General features: G+C 58.4%; 16 protein-coding genes and 1 pseudogene. 6 read left to right on the top strand and 11 right to left on the bottom strand.

Annotated features, from left to right (window positions below):
• Positions 1–232: 232 nt before the first annotated feature.
• Positions 233–508 carry a hypothetical protein gene (locus ACIONG_RS07075; protein ID WP_401297677.1) on the bottom strand — a complete coding sequence of 92 codons (276 nt, stop codon included), beginning with the start codon at positions 506–508 and terminating at the stop codon, positions 233–235.
• Positions 509–592: 84 nt separating this feature from the next.
• Positions 593–1,327, bottom strand: coding sequence for a DUF899 domain-containing protein (locus ACIONG_RS07070; RefSeq protein ID WP_401297674.1), 735 nt, complete (start codon positions 1,325–1,327; stop codon positions 593–595).
• A gap of 175 nt (positions 1,328–1,502) precedes the next feature.
• On the opposite strand from ACIONG_RS07070, the gene ACIONG_RS07065 reads away from it, so the two are divergent.
• On the top strand, positions 1,503–1,895 hold the full coding sequence (locus ACIONG_RS07065) for a transcriptional regulator (protein ID WP_401297671.1): 393 nt from the start codon (positions 1,503–1,505) through the stop codon (positions 1,893–1,895).
• 123 nt (positions 1,896–2,018) lie between these two features.
• Here the strand turns inward: ACIONG_RS07065 and ACIONG_RS07060 are convergent, their stop codons facing one another.
• The 3 genes from ACIONG_RS07060 to ACIONG_RS07050 all read right to left on the bottom strand — a co-directional run bounded on the left by ACIONG_RS07060 (position 2,019) and on the right by ACIONG_RS07050 (position 4,079).
• Positions 2,019–2,888, bottom strand: a complete 870-nt coding sequence (locus ACIONG_RS07060; protein ID WP_401297668.1) for a DUF6279 family lipoprotein — start codon at positions 2,886–2,888, stop codon at positions 2,019–2,021.
• Positions 2,889–2,966: 78 nt separating this feature from the next.
• Entirely contained in the window at positions 2,967–3,683 is a 717-nt protein-coding gene (locus ACIONG_RS07055) for a TorF family putative porin (RefSeq protein ID WP_401297665.1), read from the bottom strand.
• Between the two features lie 207 nt (positions 3,684–3,890).
• A complete protein-coding gene (locus tag ACIONG_RS07050; RefSeq protein WP_016985943.1) occupies positions 3,891–4,079 on the bottom strand; it encodes a hypothetical protein in 189 nt (62 codons plus the stop codon).
• A 340-nt stretch (positions 4,080–4,419) separates the two neighbouring features.
• On the opposite strand from ACIONG_RS07050, the gene ACIONG_RS07045 reads away from it, so the two are divergent.
• The 3 genes from ACIONG_RS07045 (at position 4,420) to ACIONG_RS07035 (ending at position 6,938) form a co-directional block, all read left to right on the top strand.
• A complete protein-coding gene (locus ACIONG_RS07045; RefSeq protein ID WP_103306187.1) occupies positions 4,420–5,256 on the top strand; it encodes a S1 RNA-binding domain-containing protein in 837 nt (278 codons plus the stop codon).
• 45 nt (positions 5,257–5,301) lie between these two features.
• A complete protein-coding gene (locus ACIONG_RS07040) occupies positions 5,302–5,706 on the top strand; it encodes a DUF2177 family protein (protein WP_213027882.1) in 405 nt (134 codons plus the stop codon).
• Positions 5,707–6,005: 299 nt separating this feature from the next.
• The gene (locus ACIONG_RS07035; protein WP_103306189.1) at positions 6,006–6,938 is read left to right on the top strand and encodes a DMT family transporter; all 933 of its coding nucleotides are present in this window, start codon (positions 6,006–6,008) and stop codon (positions 6,936–6,938) included.
• Here the strand turns inward: ACIONG_RS07035 and ACIONG_RS07030 are convergent.
• Entirely contained in the window at positions 6,883–8,064 is a 1,182-nt protein-coding gene (locus ACIONG_RS07030) for an MFS transporter (RefSeq protein ID WP_103306190.1), read from the bottom strand. The genes ACIONG_RS07035 and ACIONG_RS07030 overlap by 56 nt on opposite strands.
• A gap of 104 nt (positions 8,065–8,168) precedes the next feature.
• On the opposite strand from ACIONG_RS07030, the gene ACIONG_RS07025 reads away from it, so the two are divergent.
• Together ACIONG_RS07025 and ACIONG_RS07020 are read left to right on the top strand one after the other, a co-directional pair.
• Positions 8,169–9,062, top strand: coding sequence for a putrescine utilization regulator PtrR (locus ACIONG_RS07025; protein WP_213027884.1), 894 nt, complete (start codon positions 8,169–8,171; stop codon positions 9,060–9,062).
• Positions 9,063–9,204: 142 nt separating this feature from the next.
• Positions 9,205–9,333, top strand: a complete 129-nt coding sequence (locus ACIONG_RS07020) for a PA1414 family protein (protein WP_003184145.1) — start codon at positions 9,205–9,207, stop codon at positions 9,331–9,333.
• 207 nt (positions 9,334–9,540) lie between these two features.
• Here ACIONG_RS07020 and ACIONG_RS07015 read toward each other — a convergent pair whose 3' ends face one another.
• The 5 genes and pseudogenes from ACIONG_RS07015 to ACIONG_RS06995 form a co-directional block, all read right to left on the bottom strand.
• The gene (locus tag ACIONG_RS07015; RefSeq protein ID WP_034153223.1) at positions 9,541–9,789 is read right to left on the bottom strand and encodes a phosphopantetheine-containing protein; all 249 of its coding nucleotides are present in this window, start codon (positions 9,787–9,789) and stop codon (positions 9,541–9,543) included.
• Between the two features lie 43 nt (positions 9,790–9,832).
• Positions 9,833–10,558: an MBL fold metallo-hydrolase gene (locus ACIONG_RS07010; protein WP_213027886.1), complete on the bottom strand. Its 726-nt coding sequence runs from the start codon at positions 10,556–10,558 to the stop codon at positions 9,833–9,835.
• 85 nt (positions 10,559–10,643) lie between these two features.
• Positions 10,644–12,023, bottom strand: a complete 1,380-nt coding sequence (locus ACIONG_RS07005; RefSeq protein WP_103306194.1) for a sodium:solute symporter — start codon at positions 12,021–12,023, stop codon at positions 10,644–10,646.
• 147 nt (positions 12,024–12,170) lie between these two features.
• Entirely contained in the window at positions 12,171–13,685 is a 1,515-nt protein-coding gene (locus ACIONG_RS07000; RefSeq protein ID WP_401297657.1) for a purine-cytosine permease family protein, read from the bottom strand.
• Positions 13,686–13,741: 56 nt separating this feature from the next.
• A pseudogene (locus tag ACIONG_RS06995) lies at positions 13,742–13,871 on the bottom strand (DUF4440 domain-containing protein); the annotation flags it as partial.

The raw sequence follows: 13,871 nt of genomic DNA, 5'->3' as shown, positions 1-13,871 counted from the left end.
AAGCGTCCAGCTTGTATGGGTGTTGCGGCATTACAGAGCGATCGGTATTCAACGGTTGCCATCTCCGATGGCCGGTGCCGATCTCCTTGCTCGATGTAACCGTAGTCATGAATATGCATTTGTGCAAATAAATAAATGCATTAATGCATTTTCACGGTCGAGAGATTGCAGCCTTTGGCAGCTTCTACAGAGTTCGGTGTAGGCGCTGCCGAAGGCTGCGATCTTTAGCTTTTTAGCTTTCGGTTTTCTTCTCTGCTGTATCCAGCTCTTTCAACCGCTGATCAATCAACTGACACTTGTCCGGCAGATCCGCACTGGCCGTGCCCAGATCCATCTTCTGCAACTCAGCGTTGATTTCCTTGGCCTTGGCTGGATTCTGCTCGGTGAGCTTGGCGACTTCCTTGGCCAGTTGTTCGCGTTTGGCGGTGGCTTCTTCCGGCGTGCAGGCCCAGACGGGCAGGGCGCAGGCAAGAGTGGCAGCGAGGGTGAGCTTGATCAGGGTTTTCATCGTGGCAGGCCTCAGTTCCGGTTAAGGCGGGTTAACCGGTTGAGGCCTGGGTGGCGGGAAAAGTTCAGAATCTGTACTTGCCTTTCAGTCTCCATGGCAGCAACTGGACTTTGCTTTTGCCTCATACCGATCATGATGACGAACCCACTCCATGATCTCGTCCTCATTGCGGCCCTTGGGTGTGAGATCGAGGTAGTTGTAGGCGCCAACCAACATGTCCAGGCCACGGGCATAGGTTGAATAGGTATGGAATATCTCGCCTTTATCGTTGCGATAAAAAACGCTCAGCCCCGGCATCTCTTCCTCGGCACTGTCGGTCCTTTCATAGTTGTACGTAGCCTTTCCTGCAGCCACATCCCCAGCCCGGGCACAAACACCGAAGTCATAGTTGAAGTCGCAGCCTTCTGAAGACACCCAGTCAAACTTCCAGCCCATCCGCCGTTTGAAATCCTGAAATTCGTTGAACGGCGCGTGGGAAACAGCAACGACAGCGATGTCGTGATGGGCCAGGTGCTGGTTGGCGCCATCAATGTGGTCGCTGAGGAATGAGCAGCCCTGGCAGCCTTCTTCCCAATCCTTGGCAAACATGAAGTGGTAAACGACCAACTGGCTGTGTTTACCGAACAGGTCCGCCAGTTTCAGTTCGCCGTTCCGGCCCTGAAAGTGGTAGTCCTTTTCCATCTTCACCCACGGCAAGGCGCGGCGTTCCGCGCTGAGGCGGTCGCGCTCCTTGGTGAAGGCTTTTTCGTGATCGAGGTGTTGCCTACGGGCGGTGAGCCATTCTTCGCGCGACACCACCGGATGATTCTCAACGTTCATGATGATTTCTCCTGCGGGGTTGAAACCGTCTGTTTCAGACTAGTCGCTTGACCAACAGGGAATTCGACAGACCGCCGGTCGGTCATCTCGCAAAACGCGGCTGAACGGCTGCGACAGGCTCGGGTCACAACCTATGACAGCGCCATAAACCATGCGCATCGGAGGTTGAATCAGGATGACGACTTATAAGTGGGATTTGATTGAGCGTTTGCTGCACGAAGTGCAGAACAGCGCTGGCGAAAGTTTCGCGCCTCGAAAATACGCCGAGGACTATGCGGCGGAGAAAGCCAATTCAGGTGAACAGATCGAGAATCTGGATCATCTGAAAACGCTGGCCTGTGAGTATGAAGGTCTGCTGCTCGACCGCGGGTATATCGCGCCGCGCCCGGACCACGAAGGCAGTACCGGCAACAATTTCATTCTGACCCCGCGCGGATCCAGCCTGCTGAGCCTGATCGACAGCAGCATCCCCGGCAATGATCATCCGCGCCAGGTGCTGGATGAGCAGGAGGATGCGCTGGATGAGGCGACATTTGATGAAGTGGCGTCCAAAGCCCAGATTGCCTGAGTTTACGCAGATCGCCCTGTAGGAGTGGGCCTGCTCGCGATCGCATTGTGACAGCCACATAAACAGCGTCTGTCACACCGCGATCGCGAGCAGGCTCACTCCTAAAATTGAAATACGTAATGCTCAGGGTTTTTGCTTGGCCTTCAGACACTTCAAGTCATTGAAATCCTTCCGTACACCCTCGATCTTCTTCAACAACCGCTGACGCTGCTGCGGCGTACTTACCGCCATCAAGTCCACCGCCAGTGCGCGTCCCTGCGCCTCGGTATCGGCAAAGGCTTTGCGATAATCCGCTGTCCATAAACTCTCGCGATTGACCAGAAGTGTTTCGATTCGTTGTGGGAACTCCGGGCTGTTACGCTGCGCGACGGCGGCGCTGAACTGCTTCTGCCAATGCGCACGATTGGCGATCCACTGGGTGTTCTGATCGCCCAGCGCCGTTGACCAGGCCATCACCCGTTGTTCCTGAGGCGCGCTCAAAGGGCCGAGCCAGTCGTTCAGGCGTTTATCCATGCGTGCAGCGCGTTCGGCGATCTGTTGGCTGAGCGGTGGCTTGAGGTATTCCTCCTGACGTTTGCGCAGATCCTTGGCAAACGCGTCGTTCATTTCCGCGACCTGCTTGTCATCCAGCCCCTGCAACAACTCGATTGCAGACGGAGTGATTTCTCGTGCGGTTTCAGCGATGGCCTGTTTGGCTTCCACGGTGCGCGACTGAAGTGCTGCGTCGGTGACCTGATTGGTTTCGACCATGGTCTGCAAGCGATCCAGCCAATCCAGATAGCCTGGCAATTGCGTAGTGCAGTGCCAACTCAGGTGTTCCTTGAGTCGCTCGTTGAACCAGTCTTTCTGCTCGCCGTTCATGTCCACATAGTCGCTGAGCGTCCACGGGATGATCACGTCGAGGTTGCGATAGGCCAGGCCGACGCGACTGCAGGCGCCGAGAGCGAGGGTGAATATCAACAGGGCGGCAATGTTTTTGAAGCTGCGAGACATGGGCGAATCCTTGCGTGAGCCTGGCTTCGAAAGTCTGATTCTTATGTGAACGCAGAAGGTGTGCAGCAGTTCAGCCGATCAATAGAACGCGCGTTCGGCCTTGAGCGTGACGAGGCCGTCGCACTCGCTGTTATGGCCGGAGTAGGCCGAGCAATCGCTGCCGCTGAGGCTGGAATTGCTGTAGACCAGGTCCAGATTGACGCCCATGATCGGACGCGAGAATTTCACCGACCAATCGGTGAAGCTGCTGACGTAGCCACCGTCCACAGCGACCGGTGTGTTCAGTTGGTGGGTGGTGTATTTCATGCTGACGCCAATGCCAAACGGCTGATTGCCGCCAAGGTCGGCGAACAGGGTGTTGTTCTGTTTGTCCGGATCGTTGCTCAAGGCGATGCCGAATCGGCTGCCGAGTAGGGTCAGGCCACCGAACAGTTCCTGGCTGTCGAGGGTATCCACCTTGGGATAGCTGTAGTGAATCATCCCGACTTCATAGCCAAGGGTGTTATCGAAGGGTTGTTTGAAGCCGACGTAGGAATCGATCTCGAGGTTTTTGCCCGGAGTGATGCCCATGCTCGGTGCGTATTGGCCAACATAGAGCCCACTGTTATGGCTCAGATCGAGGCCGCCGTGGAATGAACCGACCGCCGCGGGTTTGACCAGGCCTTGGGCCATGCTGCGGCTCGGAGTGGTGCCGAGTTTGAGGTCGAAATCGCCGAGCTCACGCTGGAAAATCTGCGCGTGCGCAGTCGTGCATGCCAGCAGGCCTACAAGCAATAAACAGGATGTTTTGCGCATGCGTCACTCCATGAACAGCGAGCGCTGGCCGGCGGGCCTGCTGAAACGCTTGATCTAGACGCGTGCAAGGATACCGGCGAATGATCGGCATTGAAGGCCGTTCGTCGATTTATACAAGTTTGATTAAACAGAGGTGGGGTGTGGCGAGGGTGCCAGTCCAGACGCTTCGAAGCTCAAAGCGCCTCAGGACGGGTGTATTACCGGGTGTTACTTCTTGCCCAGGCTGATCTGCTTGGACGGGCCGAACGTCTGGCCGCTGACGCCTTTGGCAATTTGCTGAATCTCGCCGCCGGACTTGAGGAACGCTGCGATCTGATCGTTGATCGATTCGCTGGTTTCAACGGCTGGAGCTGGCTTTGCTTTGCTGGTGGATGCTTTTACACGCATGGCGGCCATTAACCTGTAGAAAAGTAACTCGGCTAGGCATCGTACAGGAATAACTTGACAATAGCTTGGTAAATATCCTTCGGAATAACCCAGTGCGTTGCTGCATTACTCTCGATTCAATACTCGAAATATCCGGCTAACCTGCTGTTTTAAATAAGAACATTGATGTTCCGTGGCGCCGTGATGCTCGATCGCGAGGCGCGAAATCAGACTGACGAGCGGCAGGTCGCCGGCCCGCGACCGAGGAAAATCAAGGCTTGTCACAGAATTTGCGGCCTCGCCGGTTTGCCCGCGAACGGACGCGGCAAAACCGGGTAGAATGCCGCCCACGCAATGAGGGTTCTGGAAAATGGCTTTAGTCGGGCGTTACAACAGTTTGCAAGTGGTTAAACACACTAACTTCGGTTTATATCTGGACGGCGGTGCCGACGGCGAAATTCTTTTGCCCAACCGTTATATCCCTAAAGATATTCCCAGCGAAGATGAAGACTGGCTCAACGTATTTATTTATCTGGACAGCGAAGACAAACTTCTCGCTACCACGGAAAAACCAAAAGTTCAGGTGGGCGAGTTTGCCAGTCTGAAAGTTGTTGAAGTCAACAGCATTGGCGTATTCCTCGATTGGGGTTTGCCGAAAGATCTGTTGCTGCCGTATTCCGAAGAGAAGCGGCAGATGACTGCCGGCGAGTACTGCGTAGTGCACGTCTACCTCGACAAGCACACCCGCCGCATCACCGCCACCGCGCGTCTGGATCGCTACCTCGACAAGACCCCGGCCACGTACAGCGCAGGCCAGGAAGTTGATCTGCTGGTCGCCGAAGCCACCGACATGGGCTTCAAGGCGATCATCAACAACAAGCATTGGGGTTTGATTCACAAGAATGAAATCTTCAAGTTCATGCGCTCCGGCATGCGTGAAAAGGGTTTCATCAAGGAAGTGCGCAGTGACGGCAAGATCAGCCTGAGCCTGCAACCGGTCGGCCAGGAAGCGGCCAGCAGCCTGTCGTCGAAGATCCTCGCCAAATTGCGCGAGAACGACGGCACGCTGGCGGTCAGCGACAAGAGCGACCCGGCACTGATCAGCAGCCTGTTCGGCGTCAGCAAGGGCAACTTCAAGAAGGCCATCGGTTCGCTGTACAAGGATGGCAAGATCGTCATTCACGCCGATCGCATTGAACTAACCTGAGCCTGGTGTGGCCCATGTTGCATGGGCTCACAGGAGGTCGGGTAAATGAAAAAAGCGTTGATTGCCTACGTCGCCACGTTGGTGACGTTTCTTTTGCTTGACGGCATCTGGCTCGGCCTGCTGATGGCACCGACCTATCGCGAACTGCTCGGTCCGCTGATGCTCGAAAAACCGCTGCTGGTTCCCGCAGCGGTTTTTTATTGCCTGTATGTTTTTGGTTGTATCCAGTTTGTGGTGTTGCCCGCGCTCAGTTGGCAGCAAGCGGCGCGGATGGGAGCGTTGTTGGGGCTGGTGGCGTATGGGACGTATGACCTGACCAATTGGGCGACATTGCGCGGCTGGTCGGTGCAGGTGACATTGCTGGATTGGGGATGGGGGACGTTTGCCACGGCGGTGGCTTGTACGGTCGGGTTTTGTGTGGCTCGGCGGTTTGCTGTTTCGAAGCGTTGAGTTGTGCTGCTTCGCCCGTCCTCATCGCTGGCAAGCCAGACTCCCACAGGGTTTTGTGCCGAACGTAGAATCTGTAGACACTATGCAACCCTGTGGGAGCTCGCTTGCCAGCGATTGACGGCGCAGCCGACAGCCATTCACCGCTGACGCAACGGAAGAATTAAATGTCTTTTCCAGACGGCTTTTTCTGCCGCACTGGTGAATAATCGACGCCATCACTATTCGCCCCGGACATCGATCCGGGGCTTTGTTATGACCATTGGATGGCCTGCCATGTTGTGTGTATACGAGGTGTTGCCGTGAGTATCGAGCGGCGCAATGCCGATAGTTTTGCCCTGCAAGTGATGATTGGCCTGTGCCTGATCTGGGGCGTGCAGCAAGTGATGATCAAGTGGGCGGCGCCCGACATTGCGCCGGTCATGCAAGCGGCGGCGCGCTCGGGCATTTCCGCATTGCTGGTAGGACTGCTCATCTGCTGGAAGGGCGGTTGGAATCAGGTCGGCAAGACCTGGCGCGGCGGCTTGTTGGCCGGTGCGCTGTTCGGCCTGGAGTTCTTTTTCATCGCCGAAGGCCTGCAACTGACCACGGCGGCGCACATGTCAGTGTTCCTCTACACCGCGCCGATCTTCACCGCGCTGGGCGTGCACTTCCTGTTGGCCAGCGAGCGTTTGCGGCCCTTGCAGTGGCTGGGGATTTTGCTCGCCTTCATCGGTATCGCGATTGCCTTCGCTGGCGGCGTGTCGTGGGACAACCTCGACCGGCGGATGCTGCTGGGGGACGCCTTTGGTGTCTTGGCTGGCGCCTGTTGGGGCGCGACGACGGTGGTGGTGCGCGCTTCGCGGTTGTCCGAGGCACCGGTAACGCTGACCCTGTTCTATCAATTGATCGTCGGCTTTCTCGGCCTGTTGCTGATCGCGCTGTTCAGCGGCCAGATTACTCATGTCAGCCTGACTACAGTGGCAGTGGCCAGCGTGTTGTTTCAAGGCCTGGTGGTGTCGTTCTTCAGTTACCTGGTGTGGTTCTGGCTGCTGCGCCGTTATCTGGCCGCCAACCTCGCGGTGTTCTCGTTCATGACGCCGTTGTTCGGCGTCACCTTCGGCGTGTTGCTGCTCGGCGAACACCTGAGCCTGAACTTTGTCATCGGTGCGGTGCTGGTATTGCTCGGCATCACTTTTGTCAGCGCCGAGCAGTGGCTGCGTCGGCGTTTGCGCAAAGCGCTCGGCCAGCGCTAGTCGATTGCCGCGCCAGGCCACCGGCCATCAACAAGCCGCTGCCGGCGATCACCAGCGCAGGCTGCAAACCGCCGCTGAAATGGCTGCTCAGCGCGGCCAGCAACGGGCCGCTGAGCTGGCCGACGGCAAAGCAAGCGGTCAACATGCCGGCATTGCGCTGGGTGGCATGCGGCGCCAGCTCCCGGGAGCGTTGCATGACCAACTGCATGCAGGCCAGAAACGGCGTCCCGCAAAGAACCACACCCAGTGCCAGACCCCAACCACTGCCCAACAAGCAGGCAAAAACCCCGGCGGCTTGCAGCCACAGCGTCGCCGTCAACCAGTGGCGCGTGGTCGCCGGATCATGCCGGCGCAAACTCACCAGCAACACGCCGATGGCCGCACCAAGGCCGAAGCACGGCCAGAACAGATCCGCTTGCCATTGCCCGTGAAACTGCGCGTTGGCCATCTGCGACAGAAACGTCGCCGGGATGATGTAGCCGATGCCGTACAACGCGTAAATAACGGCCAGACGGGCAATGCCGCGATTGGCTGGATTGATGGAAGTCGTTGCAACGATGGGCGCGGCGACCGGTTGCGGCAAAAAGCGCCAGACGCCGAGCATCATCACCAAGGCCGCCACGGCATAAATCAGCCACAACGTCGCCGACGTCTGCTGCAGCAGATGTGAGACGAGTGCCAGCAATCCCGTCAGAAAAATTCCCAGACCTGGTCCGGCAAACACCAATGCGCCCAACCGAGGACGCCCTGCCGCCGCAGCCAATGGCTGGCTCAGTGATGTGATCATCACCAGAACCCAGGCACTCGCCACGCCGGTACCGAAGCGTAATACCAGATGCGACCAGAAACCGTTGGCCCAGAACGATGCCAGCGTCAGCAGCACGCACAGCCACAATCCGCCGTGCAGGCGACGCTGCACCTGCTCGGGACGGCGGGCGAACATTGCATCCACCGCACCCAGCAAATAACCGAGGTAGTTGGCCGCCGCAATCAGACCGGCGGCCGTCAGGTCAAACTGCCCTTCACTGAGCAGATGCGGCATTTGCGGTGTGAGAGCGAAACGGCCGATGCCCATGGCCATCATCAGAGCGACGAAGCAAGCGGATAAGCGAATCAGCGGCGACATGGTCTGGATTCCTTTAGAGGATCAATGACCGTCAGGCTAAGACTGATTGACTTTCTTTAAAATTGAATAATAGTGAGTAACTTGTTCTGTTCTGGAGAAAGGTCGTGGAATTCAGCCAACTGCGGATTTTTCAGGCCGTTGCGCAGGAAGGGTCGATCACCCGCGCCGCCGAACGCCTGCACCGAGTGCCGTCGAATCTGTCGACCCGGCTTAAACAGTTGGAGGAGCAACTCGGCGTAGAGCTTTTCGTCCGCGAACGTCAGCGTTTGCAGCTGTCGCCTGCGGGAAAAGTCTTGCTGGACTACACCGGCAAACTGTTTGCCCTGCGTGATCAGGCCACTGCGGCGGTGATGGGTGGGCAGCCGGCGGGGGATTTTGTTCTGGGTACGATGTACAGCACCGCAGCGATCCATTTGCCGGCGTTGCTGGCGCGGTATCACAAGCAGTACCCGGCGGTGAACCTGCAAGTGCAGTCGGCACCGAGCGGCGAACTGCTCGAAGGCTTGCTCACCGGTCGCCTCGATGCGGCTTTGGTGGACGGCCCGCTGGAGCTGGCCGGGCTCGATGGTGTGCCGCTGTGCGAAGAGCGTCTGGTGTTGATCACGGAAATCGATCATCCACCGGTGCGCAGCGCCGCGGATGTTGAAGGGCGTTCGGTGTTCACGTTCCGCCAGGGCTGCTCCTACCGTATGCGCCTGGAGGCGTGGTTTGCCCACGCCCATGCGGCGATGGGCCGGGCGATGGAAATCGAGTCCTATCAGGGCATGCTTGCTTGTGTGGTGGCGGGCAGTGGCGTGGCGCTGATGTCGGAGTCGATGCTCGCCAGTCTGCCGGGTCGCGAGAACGTTGCCGCGCATCCATTGGCTGAGCCGTTCGTGAGTGCGACAACATGGCTCATGTGGCGCAAAGGCATGCTTGGCGCCAACCTCAACGCGTGGATTGAAGTGCAGCAAGCCGTCTATCCTGCGGCTCTGAATGAAAGCCGGGAAACGGCTTGAACGAATGGACAGGAATTCTGTTCAATTCAGTAACAGATCATTGCGGATTTCGCCGAGCATTGCGTAGGACTTCGGACTATTATCAGTGCGAAGCGGCCTCAGAATTCCGGCCGCTCAGCACCACCCTGAAGGGGGCATGACGATGAAAGAGAAAATTCAGAACTGGCTGCACGATTTAGGTGTTGCCCTCGGCTTGATCGAACCGCCTCTGCAACCCGTACCGATTCGCACAGACGACGAACAGCGTCGGCGCCAACCGCGTCGGCGCTAGGCAGACGTAAGCATCAGGTGAATGGGGTTATTTGTGGCGAGGGGATTTATCCCCGATGGGCTGCGGAGCAGCCCCATTTGCAGCAATCACATTCTTACAGGTCGAACCGGGTTTAATGGTTTTGGGGCTGCTTCGCAGCCCATCGGGGATAAATCCCCTCGCCACAGGGATCTCCAGCATCCTGACATATGTATTTGGCAATACCTCTCAATGCCGCCCGATCTCCAGTAAAAACCGGCTCAAGTCATTCGCGGTCTTCGCGGTCTTGAGCATCCGGTCTTCCTCCGCCGTAAACGCCGTCAGGCCGAATTCATCTTCCAGATGAAAGATCAGATCCTCGATATCAGCTTTCTCCAAACCCAGTTGCACCAGACTGGTGTTGTCGTTGAATTCGCGGGTTTCCAGCAGGCGCCGAATATATCGGTGCACGGCGGCACGCACGGCAGCTCTTCTCATGGCAGATATTTCTGATTGTTGTTTTGCTTGATTACAGCAGGCGTCACGCGTGCCCGCGTAACCACTCGTCAATCATCGAACGCAAATGCTCGCCGGAGAAACTGCCGAAATGCCCGCCATGCACGGTGCGGATCGGCAATGCCTGCAAACGCCGCAGACTGGCCGCATAGTCATCCAGATTCGAATGGTAGGCGTCTTCGATCAACGGCCCGTCGTAGATGATGTCGCCACTGAACAGCGTTTGTGTCGCCGCTTCATACAGGCTGATCCCGCCCGGCGAATGCCCCGGCGTGTGCAGCACTTGCAGGCTGCGATCGCCCAGATCCAGCACATCGCCATCCTCGACAAACCCGGTCGCCGGCGCGGCTTTGACCCGGTACTCGGCGTAGCACAACGGGCAATCCGGATGCGCCTCGAACATGTCATCGCCGACGAAAGCGCGGCTCAGATCATTCTCGCCATCGGGCGCAGCCAGAATGTCCGCTTCGGCCGGATGCACCAGTCGTTCAGCGAATTCGTGATGCCCGGCGATATGGTCGAAATGGCAATGACTGGCCACTGCCACCAACGGTCGCTCGGTAATCCATGGCAATTGTTCGCGCAGGCTGACAAGCCCTGAACCGCTATCGAGCAACAGGTCTTTGTCGCGGCCCTGTACGTGCCACAGGTTGCAGCGGTAGAACGGTCGAATGTGCGGCTCATGAATCAACCGGATGCCGTCACTCAGGTGCTGCACTTCAAACCACTGATCGCGAGAAACGATCTTCATAAATCATTTTCTCCAGACGAAAAAAACGGGTGTGGCAACCGACGCCACACCCGTCGAAGAAAGCATCAAGTCGTTACATCAAAGCTTAGATCGCACTCGCCACGGTCGCCGGGCGAGGGGAGACCAGGCTGACCACCACGAAACTCACCAGACCGACAGCCAGGCTGTAGTAGATCGGCGTGTTGGCGTCCAGACCGTCCTTGAACATGAACAGCAGCGCGGTGGCAAAGCCCAGGCCCATGCTGGCGATGGCGCCGGCGGTGGTCGCGCGTTTCCAGAAAATCGCCCCGATCAGCGGGATCAGCATGCCGCCGACCAACAGGTTGTAGGCGAGGGTCAGAGCGCTGATCACATCGTTTACCACCAGCGCGATACCCAGCACAACGATGCCGGTCAGCAGGGTGAACAGGCGGTTGATGCCCAGGCTCGACTGTTTGCCGCCACGCAGTTTCGGCAACAGGTCTTCAGTCAGGGTGGTGGCAGCGGCGAGCAGGCCGGCGCTGGCGGTGGACATCATTGCCGCGAGTGCCGCAGCGATCACCAGACCACGGATGCCGTCCGGCAGCGACAGTTTGACGATGGCGGCGAAGGCGTTGTTGACGTTGTCCAGATCCGGGATCAGCACGTGCGCGGCCATGCCGATCAGCGCGCAGGCCAGGCCGTAGAGGATGCAGTAGATACCCGCAATGCTGCCGGCGTATTGCGCGACTTTGGCGGTCTTGACGGTGAACACCCGTTGCCAGATGTCCTGACCGATCAGGATGCCGAAGAAGTAGATCATGAAGTAGGTGATGATCGTGTCCCAGCCGATGGTGGTGAAGCTGAAGGCAGTGGCCGGCAGTTTCAGCACCAACTCATCCCAACCGCCGACGCGGTACAGGCAGATCGGCAACAGGATGAACATCAGGCCAACGGTCTTGATGATGAACTGGACGATGTCGGTCAGGGTCAGTGACCACATGCCGCCAATGGCCGAGTAGACCACCACCACACCACCGCCGAGCAACACCGAGATCCAGAACGGTAGGCCGAACAGCACTTGCAGCACGGTGCCGATGGCGAGGATCGAAGTCACGCCGATCATCAGCGCGTAGGCCAGCATGATCGCCGCGCTCGCCGAGCGGGCCATCGGGTTGTAGCGTTTTTCCAGGACCTGGGTAACGGTGTAGATCTTCAGTTTCAGCAGCGGTTTGGCGAGGAACAGGTTCAGCGCGACGATGCCGCAACCGAGTGCCGCGCACAGCCAGAAACCGGAGATGCCGTGCACGTAGCCCAGACGCACGGTGCCGACGGTGGATGCGCCACCGAGCACGGTCGCGGCCATGGTGCCCATATACAGGCTCGGGCCTAGGTTACGACCGGCCACGAGAAAGTCTTCGTTGGTCTTGGCCTTGCGCATGCCGAAGTAGCCGAGCAAGAGCATGCCGGCGGCGTAGATGAGGACGACGAATAAATCCAAAGCCATGATGGCGTGTCTCCGATTGTCTTTTTTATGGTGAAACAAATTTGGTTCAGTGGTGCTGCCCTTTGTAGGCCTTCGCCTGCTCGCGATAGCGGTCTGTCAGTCACATCTTTATTGGATGTGCTGCAGTTATCGCGAGCAGGCTCACTCCTACAGGGGATCTGCGTCAGGCAGCCTGGCGCAGTTTTTTTCCACGATTTGGCTACGCGCATCCGTCGGGCCGAACACTTCGCGCGGTTCCGGAAACAGGCTCAGCAGCGTCAGGTACACCACCGACGCCAGACCGAGGGTCACCGGCAGACTGATGTCGATGCCACCGGCCATTTCGCCCAGCGGGCCAACGAATTGCCCCGGCAAATTGACGAAGCACAAGCCCACCGCCGCGCTCGGAATCCACGCACCCAGACCGCGCCAGTTCCAGCCGTGGCTGAACCAGTAGCGTCCGCCTTGCTCGCCGCGAGTGAACACTTGCAGGTCATCCGGGCAGTAGAAACCGCGACGCACCAGCAGGCCGATGATCATGATCACCATCCACGGGGTGGTGCAGGTGATGATCAGCACGGCGAAGGTCGACACGCTCTGCACCAGGTTTGCCGCAAAGCGCCCGATGAAGATGAAGGCAATCGACAGCACGCCGATCAGCAAGGTCGCTTTCACGCGCGACAGCACCCGTGGGAACACGCTGGACATGTCGAGCCCGGTGCCATACAGCGAGGTGGTGCCGGTGGACATGCCGCCGATCACCGCAATCAGGCACACCGGCAGGAAGAACCAGCTCGGCGACACCGCCAGCAGACCACCGACATAGTTGTTCGCCGCGATGTAGTCCGGCGCCTTGATCGCAACGATGGTCGCGGTGGCCAGGCCGAACAGGAACGGGATGAACGTGGCGATCTGCGACAGCACAACCGCCGCCATGATCCGTTGCTTGGAGGTTTCACGGGGGATGTAGCGCGACCAGTCGCCGAGGAACGCACCGAAGGAAATCGGGTTGCTCATCGCTACCAGTGCAGCGCCGATGAACGCGGCCCAGAAGCCCGGTTGACCGAGGCTGACGGTGCCCGCGTAATGCGCGTCGAAAGGACCGGCGAAGGCGAAGATGCCCAGCAGGAACAACAGGCTGGCGCTCCACACCGCGATCTTGTTCACCCACAGCAAGAAGCGGAAGCCGTAGATGCACACGGTCAGCACCAGAATCGCGAACAGACCGTAGGCCAGGCCCAGGGTCAGGTCGGTTTCCGGCAGACCGATCAGGCGTTTTGCACCACCGATCAGCGCATCCCCCGAACTCCACACCGAGAGCGAGAAAAACGCGATAGCGGTCAACAGCGACAGGAACGAACCGACGATCCGCCCGTGCACGCCGAAGTGCGCACCGGACGACACGGCATTGTTGGTGCCGTTGAGCGGGCCGAACAGGCCCATCGGTGCGAGGATCAGCGAGCCGAGCAGCACGCCCGCAACAATCGCCCAGACGCCGGCCTGAAACGACAGGCCGAACAGCACCGGGAAACTGCCGAGCACGGCGGTGGCAAAGGTATTCGAGCCGCCGAAGATCATCCGGAACAAGTCCGTCGGGCCTGCGCTGCGTTCGTGGTCCGGGATCTGTTCGACCCCGTGGGTTTCAATCTGCGTAAGGCTTTGGTCGTTGTTGTTGTTATTCATGATCTGCTCCGATCATAAAGGCGCGCCTCATCGTGCGTGTGGCGTCACCTGTTTGGCTAAGGGGATGGCAGCCCTTCCGGCATTGCGGACAAATGTTCGTGGCAGGCCAGCCAATGGCCTTGTTGTTCTAGGCTCGACGCTTGTTTCTTGAAAACAATCGTCTCGCGCTCCTGGCTGAAGTGTTGC

The sequence above is a fragment of the Pseudomonas sp. NPDC087817 genome, from assembly GCF_044742875.1.
In the GTDB taxonomy this organism is placed as follows: domain Bacteria; phylum Pseudomonadota; class Gammaproteobacteria; order Pseudomonadales; family Pseudomonadaceae; genus Aquipseudomonas.
The sequence above is the reverse complement of the archived record's forward strand: the minus strand, read 5'-3'. Positions and strand labels throughout refer to the sequence as shown.

Excerpts from the sequence above, each read along its gene's own strand:
- ACIONG_RS07040 (WP_213027882.1), top strand. The coding sequence starts at position 5,302 with ATGAAAAAAGCGTTGATTGCCTACGTCGCCACGTTGGTGACGTTTCTT.
- ACIONG_RS07050 (WP_016985943.1), bottom strand. The coding sequence starts at position 4,079 with ATGGCCGCCATGCGTGTAAAAGCATCCACCAGCAAAGCAAAGCCAGCT.
- ACIONG_RS07055 (WP_401297665.1), bottom strand. The coding sequence starts at position 3,683 with ATGCGCAAAACATCCTGTTTATTGCTTGTAGGCCTGCTGGCATGCACG.
- ACIONG_RS07060 (WP_401297668.1), bottom strand. The coding sequence starts at position 2,888 with ATGTCTCGCAGCTTCAAAAACATTGCCGCCCTGTTGATATTCACCCTC.
- ACIONG_RS07000 (WP_401297657.1), bottom strand. The coding sequence starts at position 13,685 with ATGAATAACAACAACAACGACCAAAGCCTTACGCAGATTGAAACCCAC.
- ACIONG_RS07030 (WP_103306190.1), bottom strand. The coding sequence starts at position 8,064 with ATGTCGCCGCTGATTCGCTTATCCGCTTGCTTCGTCGCTCTGATGATG.
- ACIONG_RS07045 (WP_103306187.1), top strand. The coding sequence starts at position 4,420 with ATGGCTTTAGTCGGGCGTTACAACAGTTTGCAAGTGGTTAAACACACT.
- ACIONG_RS07065 (WP_401297671.1), top strand. The coding sequence starts at position 1,503 with ATGACGACTTATAAGTGGGATTTGATTGAGCGTTTGCTGCACGAAGTG.
- ACIONG_RS07020 (WP_003184145.1), top strand. The coding sequence starts at position 9,205 with ATGAAAGAGAAAATTCAGAACTGGCTGCACGATTTAGGTGTTGCCCTC.
- ACIONG_RS07015 (WP_034153223.1), bottom strand. The coding sequence starts at position 9,789 with ATGAGAAGAGCTGCCGTGCGTGCCGCCGTGCACCGATATATTCGGCGC.
- ACIONG_RS07075 (WP_401297677.1), bottom strand. The coding sequence starts at position 508 with ATGAAAACCCTGATCAAGCTCACCCTCGCTGCCACTCTTGCCTGCGCC.
- ACIONG_RS07010 (WP_213027886.1), bottom strand. The coding sequence starts at position 10,558 with ATGAAGATCGTTTCTCGCGATCAGTGGTTTGAAGTGCAGCACCTGAGT.
- ACIONG_RS07005 (WP_103306194.1), bottom strand. The coding sequence starts at position 12,023 with ATGGCTTTGGATTTATTCGTCGTCCTCATCTACGCCGCCGGCATGCTC.
- ACIONG_RS07070 (WP_401297674.1), bottom strand. The coding sequence starts at position 1,327 with ATGAACGTTGAGAATCATCCGGTGGTGTCGCGCGAAGAATGGCTCACC.